General features: G+C 60.6%; 16 protein-coding genes. 6 read left to right on the top strand and 10 right to left on the bottom strand.

Annotated features, from left to right (window positions below):
* Nucleotides 1-166: 166 nt before the first annotated feature.
* Nucleotides 167-403, top strand: a complete 237-nt coding sequence (locus ACZ89R_RS24325) for a hypothetical protein (protein WP_429544348.1) — start codon at nt 167-169, stop codon at nt 401-403.
* A 10-nt stretch (nt 404-413) separates the two neighbouring features.
* Here the strand turns inward: ACZ89R_RS24325 and pdxH are convergent, their stop codons facing one another.
* The 5 genes from pdxH to dinG form a co-directional block, all read right to left on the bottom strand.
* The gene (pdxH, locus tag ACZ89R_RS24320; protein WP_123499266.1) at nt 414-1061 is read right to left on the bottom strand and encodes a pyridoxamine 5'-phosphate oxidase; all 648 of its coding nucleotides are present in this window, start codon (nt 1059-1061) and stop codon (nt 414-416) included.
* Nucleotides 1062-1085: 24 nt separating this feature from the next.
* On the bottom strand, nt 1086-2183 hold the full coding sequence (locus ACZ89R_RS24315) for an OmpA family protein (protein ID WP_429544349.1): 1098 nt from the start codon (nt 2181-2183) through the stop codon (nt 1086-1088).
* A 112-nt stretch (nt 2184-2295) separates the two neighbouring features.
* Nucleotides 2296-3441 (bottom strand): serine hydrolase domain-containing protein, encoded by a 1146-nt coding sequence (locus tag ACZ89R_RS24310; protein WP_429544350.1) that lies wholly within the window; start codon nt 3439-3441, stop codon nt 2296-2298.
* A 232-nt stretch (nt 3442-3673) separates the two neighbouring features.
* A complete protein-coding gene (locus ACZ89R_RS24305; protein WP_429544351.1) occupies nt 3674-6196 on the bottom strand; it encodes a beta-agarase in 2523 nt (840 codons plus the stop codon).
* A 96-nt stretch (nt 6197-6292) separates the two neighbouring features.
* On the bottom strand, nt 6293-8437 hold the full coding sequence (gene dinG, locus ACZ89R_RS24300) for an ATP-dependent DNA helicase DinG (protein ID WP_218398340.1): 2145 nt from the start codon (nt 8435-8437) through the stop codon (nt 6293-6295).
* 98 nt (nt 8438-8535) lie between these two features.
* On the opposite strand from dinG, the gene ACZ89R_RS24295 reads away from it, so the two are divergent.
* Nucleotides 8536-9000, top strand: coding sequence for a CopD family protein (locus ACZ89R_RS24295; RefSeq protein ID WP_429544352.1), 465 nt, complete (start codon nt 8536-8538; stop codon nt 8998-9000).
* A gap of 165 nt (nt 9001-9165) precedes the next feature.
* Here ACZ89R_RS24295 and ACZ89R_RS24290 read toward each other — a convergent pair whose 3' ends face one another.
* The 4 genes from ACZ89R_RS24290 to ACZ89R_RS24275 form a co-directional block, all read right to left on the bottom strand.
* Nucleotides 9166-9924 (bottom strand): collagen-like triple helix repeat-containing protein, encoded by a 759-nt coding sequence (locus tag ACZ89R_RS24290; RefSeq protein WP_123499282.1) that lies wholly within the window; start codon nt 9922-9924, stop codon nt 9166-9168.
* Nucleotides 9917-10195: a DUF1145 domain-containing protein gene (locus ACZ89R_RS24285; protein ID WP_429424643.1), complete on the bottom strand. Its 279-nt coding sequence runs from the start codon at nt 10193-10195 to the stop codon at nt 9917-9919. Before ACZ89R_RS24285 ends, ACZ89R_RS24290 begins: the two co-directional genes overlap by 8 nt.
* Nucleotides 10196-10359: 164 nt before the next feature.
* Complete coding sequence (locus tag ACZ89R_RS24280) at nt 10360-11073, bottom strand: PA1041 family peptidoglycan-binding anchor lipoprotein (RefSeq protein ID WP_429544353.1); 714 nt, start codon at nt 11071-11073, stop codon at nt 10360-10362.
* A 90-nt stretch (nt 11074-11163) separates the two neighbouring features.
* Nucleotides 11164-11859, bottom strand: coding sequence for a PA1041 family peptidoglycan-binding anchor lipoprotein (locus tag ACZ89R_RS24275; RefSeq protein ID WP_429544354.1), 696 nt, complete (start codon nt 11857-11859; stop codon nt 11164-11166).
* 202 nt (nt 11860-12061) lie between these two features.
* Here ACZ89R_RS24275 and ACZ89R_RS24270 point away from each other — a divergent pair, with 202 nt between their 5' ends.
* The 4 genes from ACZ89R_RS24270 (at nt 12062) to ACZ89R_RS24255 (ending at nt 13855) form a co-directional block, all read left to right on the top strand.
* Nucleotides 12062-12559, top strand: coding sequence for a DUF6231 family protein (locus tag ACZ89R_RS24270; protein WP_429544355.1), 498 nt, complete (start codon nt 12062-12064; stop codon nt 12557-12559).
* A gap of 4 nt (nt 12560-12563) precedes the next feature.
* Nucleotides 12564-13040: a YchJ family protein gene (locus tag ACZ89R_RS24265; RefSeq protein WP_063342680.1), complete on the top strand. Its 477-nt coding sequence runs from the start codon at nt 12564-12566 to the stop codon at nt 13038-13040.
* A 114-nt stretch (nt 13041-13154) separates the two neighbouring features.
* Nucleotides 13155-13640: an LEA/WHy family protein gene (locus ACZ89R_RS24260; RefSeq protein ID WP_429544356.1), complete on the top strand. Its 486-nt coding sequence runs from the start codon at nt 13155-13157 to the stop codon at nt 13638-13640.
* A gap of 5 nt (nt 13641-13645) precedes the next feature.
* Nucleotides 13646-13855: an SEC-C metal-binding domain-containing protein gene (locus ACZ89R_RS24255; protein ID WP_007906737.1), complete on the top strand. Its 210-nt coding sequence runs from the start codon at nt 13646-13648 to the stop codon at nt 13853-13855.
* Nucleotides 13856-14057: 202 nt separating this feature from the next.
* Here the strand turns inward: ACZ89R_RS24255 and ACZ89R_RS24250 are convergent, their stop codons facing one another.
* Nucleotides 14058-14615, bottom strand: coding sequence for a cysteine hydrolase family protein (locus ACZ89R_RS24250; RefSeq protein WP_429544357.1), 558 nt, complete (start codon nt 14613-14615; stop codon nt 14058-14060).
* Between the last annotated feature and the right edge of the window lie 68 nt (nt 14616-14683).

Genomic DNA, 14683 nt, shown 5'->3' with positions numbered 1-14683 from the left:
ATCAAACTCCATAGGACAGGTATCCATTAAACTCCGCAGCTTGACGCCTGTCACGGCATTGCCCGGATAAAATTGGTTTCATTCAGGCCCGATACAGGCGTTTTTTCGAACTCGGCACACAGTAGCGCCAAATTACAAAATCTGCGCCGCAGACCCAAGGACTTTCATGGATTACTTCATCATTGTCGTCACGACCGTTGCCGGCTTGTACTTCCATTGGTGGCTGTACGTGCGGATCAAACGCTGGATGGACTGCGATCTGGCGTTGTCACTGGCGGGTAAAGACGAACAGAAAAGAGCCTTTATGCTCCAGCAACTGGCGAACGCTCAAGCGCAGAAGATCAAGCGGCGGGACCTGCCTCAGTGGCTGGCGGCCGCTGCGGCAGGGTACTCCGATCGGTAGGCTATTTACGTTACGGTGCCAGGCGCTCACGAACCCAGTCGGTGCCTTCCAAGCGATAGTTGAGGCGATCGTGCAGACGGCTCGGACGACCCTGCCAGAATTCGATGCGCTCGGGTAGCAAACGATAACCGCCCCAGTGTTCGGGGCAGTGAGGCTGAGTATCGCTGAAACGTTGCTCGGTATTCTTGAGCAGCGCTTCCAGTTCGCCGCGATCGGCGATGACCCGGCTCTGGGGCGAAGCCCAGGCACCGAGACGGCTGCCCAGAGGACGAACCTGATAATAAGCGTCGGACTCTTCAGGCGTGACCTTCACCACCCGCCCTTCGATGCGCACCTGGCGCTCCAGGGCCGGCCAGAAGAACGTCATGGCCGCAAATGGATTGGCTGCCAGTTGTTGCCCCTTGTCGCTATCGTAGTTGGTGAAAAAGGTGAAGCCCTGCTCGTCCAACCCCTTGAGCAGCAGGATGCGGCAATGCGGCCGACCGTCCTGATCGACGGTGGCCAGCGTCATGGCATTCGCCTCCACCGGCACCTGCTCGGTTTTCACCGCATCGGCAAACCACTGATGGAACAGCGCGAACGGCTCGGCCGGGGCTTGCGCCTCGGTCAGGCCATCTCGGGTGTAATCGCGACGCATATCTGCCAAGGGCCGGGTCATGGCGCATTCCTTTTGGTTAACGAATCACTTCTTTGTGTCATCGGCGACAGCGACTTTCTTGGTGTCGACAGCGGCTTTGGCCGGCGCAGTCTTTTTCACCACGGCTTTTTTGGCTGGCGCCTTGGCAGCCGCTTTCTTGGCCGGGGCCTTTTTCGTCGCCGGCACAGCCGCTTTCTTCGCAGCAGGCGCCGGGGTCACAGGCTTGGCCACTGGCTTGATGTCTTGCGCAGCGACCATGGTTTTCACGGGTGCCGGAGCCGGCATGTTGTACTTGCTCAGCAGCGCGACCATCGTGTTTGCCGGTGTCACCAACAGTTCGACGCGACGGTTCAGGGCACGCCCTTCAGAACTGTCGTTGGCGGCACGTGGAGCCTCACCGCCCATGCCGCGCAGCATCAAACGATCACGCTGCAGACCGCTGAGACGGAAGATCGCCGCCACCGCTTGGGCACGCTCCTGGCTCAGCTTCACGTTGGCCGGTGCGGCGCCAGTCGTATCACTGTGACCGAGTACCAGCACGGCAGTTTTTGGATCGACTTCGAGGATTTTCGCGACACGGGTGAACGGGCCGAGGGTCACCGGCAGCAGCATGGACGGACGGTCAGGGTTGAACGAGCCTTCTACCGGTGCCGTGACGACCAGCACGTTTTCGCGGCGCTCGAGTTTCAGGTTGCTGTCCTTGATCGCCTCGCGCAGACGCGGTTCGTAGTCGTCGAGCCAGGCCTGGGTGACTTTCGGGTCGGGCATCGGCACGGCCTTGGCGGTGCTCTGCTCCTTACCGCCGAACGGCCACCACCAGTTGCCACCGGCATCGGCTTCAGCCTTGGCCACAGCGACCGGTTTGGCTTCAGGTTTAACGTCCGGTTTCACGTCCGGTTTGGCCACTTTGTCGGCAGCGTCATCTGAACCGAACGGCCAGTACCAAGGGGATGCACTGTCAGCCTTGGCGACGGGGGCTGTTGCAGCAGGTTTCAACGGGGCCGGGGCCGGTTCTTTGGTCGCAACCTTGTCGGAAGAGCCGAACGGCCACCAGCTGCCGCCGTCTGCGTCATTTTGTGGGGTTTGTGCGCAACCGGTGATAGCGAAGCACAGGGCCAGGGCGAGAGTTTTATTGGATGACATTGGATATCCACAAAATGAAGTAATGAAAAATCAGACCGGGTTAGCCCGGATAAACAGCGCTTTGAAACCACAAAGGCTTTCGGGTTCCGGCCCTGGCCCCCTTAAGCGTGATTTACAGACAAGTGGCCAGTACTCGCACAAGCTGTTGGGCTCGTGGATCCATCAAGACGTACGGCCCCAGGGTATTTGTCACAAAGCCGAAGGCCACATCGTATTGCGGGTCAGCAAAACCGATGGAACCGCCGGCGCCCGGGTGACCGAACGCCCGTGGGCCGAGGCCGTAGGTGGCGTTGGGTACGTCCGGTTGATCGAGCATGCAACCCAGGCCGAAGCGGGTCCGGGTCAATAAAGTCTTGTCTTCGCCAACGCTGTGTTCGCGGGTCAGCTCCTCGAGCATGTCGCTTTCCAGCAGGCTGCCGTCGAGCAAACCGGCGTAGAACCCGGCCAGGCTGCGGGCATTGCCGTGGCCATTGGCGGCCGGCTGCTGCATGCGCCGCCATTCCGGTTTGTTGGTGCTAGTCATTATAGACGGCGGGTTGGTGAAGGCCCGCGTGCTCATGGCCGTCGGCTCGCGCATGGTCACTTGCAGCAAGCGCTGGGCCGCGGCGTCGCCGAGGTTGCCCTTGCTACGGGCAATGTGCGCCACGCGATGAAACTCTTTGTCGGCGAGGCCAACGTGGAAGTCCAGCCCCAAAGGCTTCGCGACCCGTGCCACGATGGACTCGCCCGGCCCACGACCGTCGGCGCGACGCAGCAATTCACCGACCAGCCAACCATAGGTGATCGCCGCATAACCGTGACCTTGACCCGGCGTCCACCATGGTGCTTCGGCTGCCAGGGCATCGACCATGGTCTGCCAGTCGTAAAGTGCTTCTGGCGCCAGTAATTCGCGCAGCGCAGGCAGGCCGGCCTGATGGCAGAGCAAGTGGCGCAGGGTCACGGATTCTTTGCCGGCGGCGGCGAACTCGGGCCAGTAGCGAGCGACTGGAGCATCCAGTTGCAGCTTGCCTTCGGCCACCAGTTGCAGCGCGGTCACGGCGGTGAAGGTCTTGGTGCAGGAAAACAGGTTGGCAATGGTGTCGCTGTGCCAGGCTTCGGTGCCGTCCTTGTCAGCGGTACCGCCCCAGAGGTCGAGGACAGTTTCACCGCCAATGCGAATGCACAACGCCGCGCCACGCTCCTGAGGATCGTCGAACAACGCCGCAAAAGCTTCGCGCACCGCTTCGAACTTAAGCTCGTAATGACCCTGAATCTGCACCCACAACGCTCCCGGATAAACGCTCTATAAAGTGGTCCGCATTGTTCCAGCCCTTGAGGGTTTTGGGAACAGGGCCGGGCCGGGCGGTCGCCCATGGAATTAATCAGTAACCTTTGTGGCGAGGGAGCTTGCTCCCGTTGGGGCGCGGAGCGGCCCCCTTATCCCCATAAAGAATGGGACTGCTGCGCAGTCCAACGGGAGCAAGCTCCCTCGCCACAGGGGATCTCAGTGCTTAATGACCATTGCCCGAATGCCCACCCGCATGGCCGGCGCCCTGCTCCGCACCTTTGCCGGCAGCGCCTTGCTTGCCGCCCTCGCCTTCATGGTTCCCGGCGGCTTTTTCCGCCTCGGCCCTGGCCTTCTCGGCCTCTTTGCCGAGTTGATCGACAGTCTGCACATTGCTTTTACGTACCGTGTCGACAAAGCCCTGGAACGGCAGGTCAGTAATACCCACCAGCCCGAAGTGACCGTTCTCGCCATCCAGCAGGCGACCGGTCACCGGTTGATCGAGGTACTGGAACCAATGCACCCCGACAATCGACGGTTCGCTCATCGCCTGTTTGAGGAAATTGGCGTAGGCCGGGCCACGATCTTCTTCTTTCGCCAGTTGCGTCACGCCTCCCCAGAACGGGCCGCGATCCGTCGAACCGAAGTTGAATTCGGTGATCAGTACCGGCTTGTCCAGGCTGCGCAGTCTGGCGAAGTCGTAACCGTCCTGGGGTTGCAGGGTGTACATATTGAAGCTCAGCACGTCGCAGTATTGCGCGCAGGACTCGACGGCTTCCGGGGTGCTGACGGCAAAACGGCCACCCAGCAACAACTGGTTCGGCGCATGCCACTTGAGGGAGTCGGAGACGGTTTTGAAGTACGTGTCGGCGAACACTTTCTGGAAGTATTTGAAGTCGGCTTCAATTTCCGGGTACTCGGCGCTCGGCTGCGGCGGCACGAAGCCCGGGTCTTCCATCAATTCCCAGGCCGGCAGATCAATGCCCCATGCCTTGGAAAGGCCCGCCTGATTGCGGTACTTGTCACGCAGCTGTTTGAGGAAGGCACGTTTGGCCGGCACATCGGTGGTCATTTTCAAGGTCCCGTAGGCCAGCGCGTAACGGGCTTTCGGGTCATCGCCGGGACCGGCCCAGGCCAGTTCGTTATCGGCGAAGTAACCGATCAGCCAAGGATCGTCGCGATGGTCGCGGGCGGCGATGGCTACGGCGCGCTCGGTGGCCATGGCGAAACGTGGATCGAACGGATCGGGCATGCCGCCCCACCAATCGGTGCCGGTGCTGATGCTGGCGTAATCGCCGACGATCGACAGCGGCAGGGTGTATGGCACTCGGTCAGCGTTGCCAAACACCGGTGCGCTCCAGTTGCCGAGGGTGTTGAAACCCCAGGCTTGCAGGCGATCGAGGGTGTGACTGGCCCAACGCTTTTCGTCGAAAACCACTTTGCAAGGTTCGACGGTTGTTTGCTCGGCCGCTTTTTCGACTGACGCTTCAACGGCGCCGGTCTTGGCCGCTTCAGCGACGCCGGCCGCGGATTCGGTTGCCACAGGATCGGCTGCTGGTGCGGCGGACTTATCGGCCGTCGCCTCGACCGCATCGGCCTTGGCCGCTTCGGCGACACCGGCCTTGGTGTCGCTGCCCGGTGTGCAAGGCTCGCCATACAGGCGCTGCAGGTTGGCGCCATAGAAATCGTACCAGCGCCCGGCATTGTAGGCTCGGCCCTGATCGGCGCCATTGCCGCCACGGTTGTCGCCTTCGCCATAGTAGCTGGCAAGGGGCTCGTCGGGTTTGGGCAGGGACTCGAACATCCACTCGCGACCGGCGACGTAGGTCTGGTTTGCGCTCGGGGTCACGCTGTTGACGCCGAGGGAATAGAACGGATGCCCTTCCGGGGTTACCAGGTACCAGCGGCCGTCACGTTTTTCTGTGCGGAAAAAGCCGCTGGCCTTGAACGCAGGGCCTTTGGTCCAGCCGCCGAACTTGTCCAGGGACTGCTTCTCGCGCTCGGCCAGCCAGCTTTTCAGTTGTTGCTGTTCTTTGGCCGCGGCGGATTTCAGTTGCTCGTCGCTGCTGACCTTCTCCGCCCATTTGGCCCGGGTCGATTGGCCGTAGGCGTCCACCAGACCGCCATAAGCGGCCTTGGTGACAGCCTCGCCATCCTGCACGCCGAAGCGCTCGAGCAGGATGCTTTGGGCGACTTTGGGCTGGTCCATCGACAAGGTCACCGACACCACCTGGCTGCGGTCCAGCTCACCGGTGCTGCTGGCCAGCAATACACGCTGGCCTTCGAAGTTGATCGGCATCGGCGGACCGGCTTTCATGCCCTGGCTCAAAGGTGTACTCGGCTGCAGTGGCACCAGCAGGGTTTGCGCCGGGCCGGCCGGCAGATCGACGCGGCTGACCAGGGTCTTGCCGTCGTTGCTCTGGATTTTTACGTACAGAGTCACGGCCCAGTTCATCGCGCTCTGGATCCGCAGGCTCATGACGCCCGACTGCGACCAGTCCCAGGCACCGGTCTGCGGCGTCAGACGCAAGGTCGGCTGGGCGACCGGGTTGAAGGTCACGCGGCGCAGCACTTCGCCTTCGGCCGTTTGCTCCGCGTTGGATTGCGGCAGGCTGGCGTCCTGGGTCGCCACCTGAACCACATCGGCGGGACGCACAAAGTTGAACAGCGTCTGCTGGCTGGCAGGGGCCGCCAACAAAGGGGCTGCGAACATCAAGGCAAAAACAGCAGGCAACGAACGGCGAATCATAGGAACGTGGATCTCCCAAGCGACCATCAATGGGCCAGTGGAAAAGCGGTGGCAGTGAGGTAGACAACGCGGTGGGCTTATTTGCCCACCGGTGCATCAGGAAATTTCACGACGAAATGGCGGCAATGCATTGAGAATAGCTTTGCCGTAGCGCTGCGTGACCAGACGACGGTCGAGCAAGGTGATGGTGCCGCGGTCTTCTTCGGTCCGCAGCAAGCGACCGCAGGCCTGGACCAGTTTCAGCGAGGCGTCCGGCACGGAGATTTCCATGAACGGATTGCCGCCACGGGCCTCGATCCATTCCGCCAGCGCCGCTTCGACCGGATCGTCGGGCACCGAGAACGGAATCTTGGCGATCACCACGTGCTCGCAGTACGCACCGGGCAAATCCACGCCTTCGGCGAAACTCGCCAGACCGAACAGCACGCTGGAATCCCCGCCATCGACCCGCGCCTTGTGCTTGTTCAGGGTTTCCTGCTTCGACAGGTTGCCTTGAATGAACACTTGCTTTCGCCAGTCGCGATCCAGGCCGTCGAACACGTCCTGCATCTGTTTGCGTGAGGAGAACAGCACCAGGGTGCCGCGTGAACCTTCTACCAGTTGCGGCAGGTCGCGAATGATCGCCGCGGTGTGAGCCGGCGCGTCACGCGGGTCGGCTTTCAGGTCCGGCACCCGCAGCACACCGGCGTCAGCGTGATGAAACGGGCTCGGAACCACGGCGGTCACGGCTGTTTTAGGCAGGCCGGCACGCATGCGGAAGCGGTCGAAAGTGCCCAGAGCGGTCAGGGTCGCCGATGTCACCAGCGCCCCGTAAGCCACGTTCCACAGGTTGCGCCGGAGCATGTCCGCCGCGAGGATCGGGCTGGCATTGACCTCGATGTCGAACAGCGAACCGCTTTCGGCCAGGGTCAGCCAACGAGCCATGGGCGGGTTGTCTTCCGGGTCTTCGACGGTGAAGGCGGTCCACAACTCCCAGTTGCCCGAAGAGCGCGACAACAGGCTACCGAACAGCGGATACCACTCTTCGGCCTGGTTGCTGGCGATGCCGATGTTGACCTCGCCGTCCATACCTTCCTTGAGCAGTTCGGTGAGCCGGGTAAACAAATCGGTCAGGCGGGCAAAGCCCTTCTTCAACTCAATGCCCATTTCGCGCATGTGCTCGGGAATCACCCCTCCGACAAAACGGTGACGTGGCCGCTCGCGGCCTTCGACGTCTTCGCCGGGTTTGAAGTCGGCGGCTTGCTCGCAGGCGCTGAACATAAACTGCTGCTGGGTCTTGATCTCCCGGGCCAGCTCCGGCACCTGCTCGATCAACTTGCCCAGATCGCCCGGCAGCGGGTGCTGGGCCAGCAATTTGGTGAGGTTCTTGGCGGTGGTTTCCAGCCAGTCGGCGGTGGAACGCAAACGGGTGTAATGCGCGAAGTGGCCGATGGCCTTGTCCGGCAGGTGGTGGCCTTCGTCGAACACGTAGATGGTGTCACGCGGGTCCGGCAGAACCGCACCGCCGCCCAGGGCTAGGTCGGCCAGGACCATGTCGTGGTTGGTGACAATCACGTCAACTTTGCCCATGCCTTCGCGGGCCTTGTAGAAGGCGCACTGGCCGAAGTTCGGGCAATGACGGTTGGTGCACTGACTGTGATCGGTCGTCAGGCGCGCCCAGTCGGCGTCTTCCAGCGCCGTCGACCAACTGTCGCGGTCGCCGTCCCACTTATTGCCGGCGAGCTTCTCGATCATGCTGGTGAACAGCTTCTGGCTGGCCTCATCGACCTCGATCTTGAAGCCTTCTTCTTCGAATAGCTGCGCGGTGGCAGTCTGCGCGTGACCTTCCTGGAGCAACATATCCAGCTTGGACAGGCACATGTAGCGCCCCCGGCCCTTGGCCAGGGCGAAGCTGAAATTCAGCCCGCTGTTGCGCATCAGGTCGGGCAAATCCTTGTAGACGATCTGCTCTTGCAGGGCCACGGTAGCCGTGGCGATCACCAGACGCTTGCCGGCGGCCTTCGCGGCGGGGATGGCCGCCAGGCTGTAGGCCACGGTTTTGCCGGTACCGGTGCCGGCTTCCACCGCGACAATCGCGGGGTCGCCACTGCGCCGGCCTTCGTCGTCGGTGTCGATGTCACCGAGGACTTTGGCAATTTCGGCGATCATCAGGCGTTGGCCGTAGCGTGGCTTGAGGCTCTTGGCTTCGAGAAAACGCGAATAGGCGCCCTGGATCGTGGTTTTGAGTTCGGTGCTGATCATGGATTGTCGGGCGCAAAAAGGCTGGATAAATTTTCAGTACTTCGGATCGGCCGCTATCATACCCCGCTATTTAATCCCGCGCAGAACGGAGTACCTCAATGACACCTTTTGGCATCGTTTATACCCTGCATGTCATCGCTGCCCTGGTGTGGGTCGGCGGCATGTTTTTCGCCTGGATGATCTTGCGCCCCGCGGCGATGAAGGCGCTGGAAGGCCCTGCCCGATTGAAGCTGTGGGTGGAAGTGTTTCAAGGTTTTTTCCGCTGGGTCTGGATCGCGGTGGTGCTTTTGCCGATCAGCGGTGTGGGCATGATTCATCTGCAGTTCGCGGGGTTTGAAGCGGCGCCGCGGTATGTGCAGGTGATGATGGGATTGTATGTGGTGATGACGGCGCTGTTTATCCGGATTCAGGCGTTGTTGCTGCCGGAACTGCGCACGGCGGTGGCGGCTCAGGATTGGCCGACGGGTGCGGCGGTGCTGGGGAAGATTCGTCGGTTGGTGGGGATCAATCTGATAGTCGGATTGGTGCTGGTGGCGATTGCGGCGGCTCGGCCGATGTTCTGAGAAGTGTAAGTCTCTGTGGCGAGGGAGCTTGCTCCCGCTCGGCTGCGCAGCAGTCGTAAACCAGTCACCGCGTTCATTCTGAAAGAACTGGGTCGCCGGTTTTGGGGGGCCGCTTCGCGCCCCAGCGGGAGCAAGCTCCCTCGCCACAGGGGATCTCGGTCGTTATTACATCCGCTGAATGCTCACCGAACCCGCCACTCCCGCAGGCCCCGGCTGACCGTCGGCACCGGGGCGGCCGCTCTTGCCGCCATCGGCTTTATAGACGAAACAGCCCTTGGCCTTGCCGCCCGCCCCTGGTTTTCCACCGGGCCCAGCCAAACCACCTTCCCCGCCCGCAATCTCGACCTTGATCTGCTGCGCAGGGTAATCACGCGGCACTTCCAGCCGAACCAGCGCTCCTGGCGCTCCCGGCTGGCCATCACTGCCATTACTGCCATCGGCGCCGCGACCGGCCTGGCCCCAGGTACAACCCGGTGCTTGACCATTAGCCCCATCAAGGCCGACAAAACCTGGAGCACCCGCGCCACCGCGAGCGTCTACCGACAATTGCGGCGCGTTCAACGCTTTGATCTGCAAATCCAGATTGCGTCCGGAGCGAGCGGCCTTGAGGTAAGTCCCCGGCGCGCCACGTGCAGTGATCTGACTGCCTTCGGCCAATTCGGCACGATTGACCTTCATCGCCAGAGCTTGTTCGCTCGGCACAATGGCGATCCGCGCGTCACGTCCCAGGTGCAACTCACCGACCGTCACTTCGGTCACGTTCGAAGGAATCAGCAAGGTGCCGTAATCGGCGACTTCCAGCCGTTCCAGTTGCAAGGTACTGGTGGTGTTGGGCAAGCGCATCAGCGAGTTGGTTTCGACGCTCACCACCTGTGCGCAGGCCAATGGGCTGATAAATGCAGCGAGCAGACAGAGTTTACGCATGGGAGGCCTTCGAAGCGGCCGGGGCCGGAATGGTTTGCAGGTGGAAAACGCCGAAAAAGACAATCTTCAGGCGATCACGCCAAGGATGGGCTCGACCTTTGAGGCTGCGATTGCAGAACACCAGCTCCAGAAGATGGAGCCCTGCCAACACAGTGCCTGCAAAATTGATCAGCAGGTGAAACGGATGAATAAATGGTATGAGCAGATTGACCAGCGCTACCAACCAGAACAGCAAGGTCAATAACTTTCCCAGCCCCCAAAACACCTTCATACGCTGCCCCGTTGAGAATTATTCTTTGCGCGCACAGTAACGGCTTACACGCGGGATAAGCCAGAGGGCAACAAAAAATTCTTCCCGAAGGTCGCGAATTGGCCGTCGGATCAACCTGAATCGGTGTCCGACGGCTCTATCACGCGGTTTATTAGTCATAGAGCTTAGCGATTGATGTGCAATTCCACGCGACGGTTTTGCGCCCGCCCTTCTTCCGTGTCGTTATCGGCCACCGGCTGGCTTTCGCCCCGGCCTTCGCTGGTGAGCTTGTTCGGCGCGACTCCCTGGCTCAACAGGTAGGCCGCGACGCTGCTGGCACGACGTTCCGACAGTTTCTGGTTATAGGCGTCCGAACCCTGGCTGTCGGTATGACCGATGACTTTAATGCTCGCCACATCGGTGTTCTGCAATTTAGCCATCAGCGAATCCAGCTCACTGCGCGCTTCGGGCATCAGCTCGGATTGGTTGTACGCGAACAACACGTTGCCGTTCAGGGTGATGACTTCGGAGACCGGAGGTTCAACAGGCTTCACGCTGGCCGGGTATTGCGGCAGCGGGCAACCGTGATGTTCGACAGGGGTATCGGCAGGCGTATCGGGGCAACGATCACGTCGATCGAAGACGCCATCATCGTCTTCATCGCCATCCTGGGCGTAACAGATCAGGCCACCGGTCAAGATCCCGAGCGCCGCTCCACCCGCTGCCCAGGCACTACTTTCTATTGCACCCAAACCACCGCCGACCAGTCCACCCAGGACGCTGCAGATCGGCCAGGTACGTTGATTGAGGGGGGCGGTGCCATCGCTGTGAGTCGCACAACCGGTCAGAAGACTGCCAAGCAGCAGAACCGGCAAGACGGTCCTTGTGAGAACGCTCATTGTGAATGCTCCTGTGTCACCGGCCCATACCGGTCACACAGGAGTAAAGACCCGCATCCGCGACTGTACAAGCCGCGGAACGGGAGAGGCCTAGCGGTTGATTTTGATTTCCGTGCGCCGATTCATCGCACGGCCGTCAGCGGTTTTGTTATCGGCCACCGGCTGGCTTTCACCGGCACCGGTCACAGACACGAAACTGCTGCGTGGCACGCCTTGGGAAATCAGGTATTCCACCACTGAATGGGCGCGTCTATCCGACAGTTTCTGGTTGTAGGTATCACTGCCGACACTGTCGGTATGACCGGTGACGGTCAGTTGGGCGGTGGAGGATTCCTGTTTCAGGCGCGTGGCAATGGTGCTGAGTACGTCCTTATCGGCAGGGGTGAGCTTGGCCGAGTCGAACTGGAAGTGCACATCACGGATAACGATGACTTCTTCCTTGACCACCGCGGCCTCCTCGACCACCGGCGCAGGCGCGGGTGGAGGGCAGCCGTTGGCATCGACCTGCACGCCTCTAGGTGTGCCCGGGCACTTGTCGCGGCTGTCCGGTACGCCATCGCCGTCTTCGTCGCCGTCGCCATGCACCCAGCAATAAGCGGCTGCCGTGCCGCCGACCAACAGCGCGCCATACCCCGCCCATGCCGAGCTTTCGGTCGCGCCGAGCCCCGCACCGATGACGCCACCGACCGCCGCACAGGACGGCCAGTCGGTTTTCTGCAAACCTGCGCAACCAGTCAACACACTGGTTAGCAGAACCAAGGGTAATGCTGTCCGAATTATGCTCATCTAGTTCTTCTCCTGAGGGATCGGCTTAAAACCGATTCTAGGGAGTAAAGACCCGACTTTTAATCTCCGCCAGCAATAGGCCACTGCTGTTTTGCCCCATGTTCATGGAGGATCGCCGCTTTTTGGTTAATTGCGCGAGACAGGAACACTAGGCCCGGACGTTGGGGCAGGCTAGTCTTGGCGTTCTGATTGAGGATCTTCGATGATTGCAGGTATTTCTTCGCGCACGCCCCAGCAGGCGTTGGCCGCTTTGCTTGATCGTTACGCCCCGGCGCGTCTGTTGCTGATTGGCGCCAGCGAATTCCCCGCGCTTGAGGCATTCAAGCTCGCGCACCCGGACAGCATCGTCGCCTTTGCTGCACCCGGACCACTGCCCGCCGAACTGGCGGCGCAACGGTTTGATCTGGCGCTGGTGGTCGATTGCCTCGAACATTTGCCCAAGCGCGACGGCCTGAATCTGCTCGGCGGAATACGCAACCTCAATGCCAGTCGCATTGCGGTGCTGGCTGACTTGCCGGCATGCGGTTGGCTGGAGACGGACTTTTTCTCCCTGGCGCTGCAAGCCAGTGAACGCTTCCAGCGCGATGATCAAGTACTGACCCTGTTCACCTATGATCTGCTTGACTATAAACAGGTGCCCGACTGGCTTAACTCGCGCTTCTGGGCCAATCCGGAAAACTTCGGGAAATATTGGTGGTAACGCAATGAGTACATCCATTTGCCCTTGCGGCAGCGGCACGCTGCTCGATGCCTGCTGTGGCCATTACCACGCCGGCCACCCCGCCCCCAGCGCCGAAGTCTTGATGCGGTCGCGCTACAGCGCCTATGTACTGGGGTTGATTGACTATCTGGTAGCGACCACCCTGCCCGCACAACAGGCCGGCCTGGATCGCCAGTCGATCAGCGACTGGAGCGCCCAAAGCACCTGGCTGGGCCTGGAGGTGGAAAGCGCCGAAGTCTTCGGCGGTCAGCCGGAGCACGCTTTCGTCACCTTCACCGCTCGCTGGCACGACAGCAGCGGCGAACACAGTCACCGCGAACGTTCGTCATTCGTACAGAACGCCGGCCACTGGTATTTCATCGACCCCACCGTGTCACTCAAGGCCGGACGCAACGATGCGTGCCCGTGCGCCAGCGGGCAGAAGTTCAAGAAGTGCTGCGCGAGTTATTTCAGCGCTTGAGTTGACCAACAGCAAAAAGATCGCAGCCTTCGGCGGCGCCCACAGGCGCGTAGGAGCTGCCGAAGGCTGCGATCTTTTGGGGGCTTGACTTGGGGGCAAGAGAGAAACACGACCATGAACACCCGGCGGCGCACATTACAGCTGCTCACCCTGCTCATGTTTCTGGGGCTCGGCGGCTGTGCGTCGTGGTTCGGCGACGACTTGCCGGAGCCGCAGGTGCATCTGGTCAAGGTCGAGGTGATCCGTGCCAAACTACTGGAGCAGAAATTCCTGCTGCATTTTCGCGTCGACAATCCCAATGACCAAGACCTGACGGTGCGTGCCCTGGAATATCGCATTCACTTGGGGGACATACTGCTGACCGAAGGCGAGTACGAACACTGGTTCACGGTCGGCCCCAAACGCAGTGCTTATTTTAAAGTACCGATCCGCACCAACCTGTGGCCGAAAGTCCGGGATCTGGTAAAACTGCTGAAAAAAGCCGACCAACCAATCCCCTATCGCCTGGAAGGTGAGATGGAAACCGGTTTATTCATCGCGCACTACGTGCACCTGGCGCGCAATGGCGTGATAATCGCCGCCGATTTAATTCCGGAGTGACCCCGATGACCCAGCAACCTCATGTCCATGGCCCTGACTGCAACCACGATCATGACCATCACGATCACCATGATCACGACCATGGCCATGTCCACGGCCCGAACTGCGGCCACGCCCACCAGGAACCGGTGCGCAATGCCTTGAAAGACGTCGGCCGCAACGACCCTTGCCCTTGCGGCAATGGCAAGAAATTCAAGAAGTGCCACGGCGCTTGATGCTTCGGGCGAAGATAATCTTCGCCTGTTGAATCGCTATCGCGGGCAAGCCTCGCTCCCACTGGGATCTTTTGTGAACCACAAAATTGTGAACACCGCCGATCAACTGTGGGAGCGAGCCTGCTCGCGATGACGGCAGCACATTCACTATCAATTTGGCCGTTAGACCGCTATCGCGAGCAGGCTCGCTCCCACAGGTTTTTTAGTCGGCCTGCAGAATTTTCGCGGTACTGACGACCGTCGCATATTCCCCATGCAAATTACCCAGCGACATCGCATGTACCTCCTCGGCTGAATGAGCATTGCCAAAATAATCCGTCTTATCGAAGGTAAAGCACGCATCCTCAGCAACCCACGCGTCAAACCCCAGATTCCCGGCCGTTCGCGCCGTGGACTGCACCGAGTTGTGGGTCGCCACGCCAACGATGATCAACTGATCGATCCCCGCCTCGCGCAAACGTGCTTCCAGCCCCGTCGAACAAAAAGCATCCGGCACCTGCTTCTGAATCAGCCACTCACCCATCGATGGTTGAAAACGCTCCTGAAATTCCACCCCCGATTGCTGCGGCCAGAGCACAGAATCCTCTGAACGGGACAGGTGCTGCACGTGAATCACCGGCCGCCCGGTTCGACGCCAATGCCCCAGCAATTCCAGGATGCGCTCTTCGGCCTGAGGGTTGTTTCGACGACCCAGTTTGGGATGCAGAATGCCTTTTTGTTGATCGATGATGATCAGCGCCGCGTTTGTCTTGAGCTCCATGCCGACTTTTCTCCTGCTGGGGCATTGAATTTACCGCACTTCAGCATCACCTCCTCCTACTGGCAAGC

This window comes from Pseudomonas sp. TE3728, from assembly GCF_056279145.1.
The sequence above is the reverse complement of the archived record's forward strand: the minus strand, read 5'-3'. Positions and strand labels throughout refer to the sequence as shown.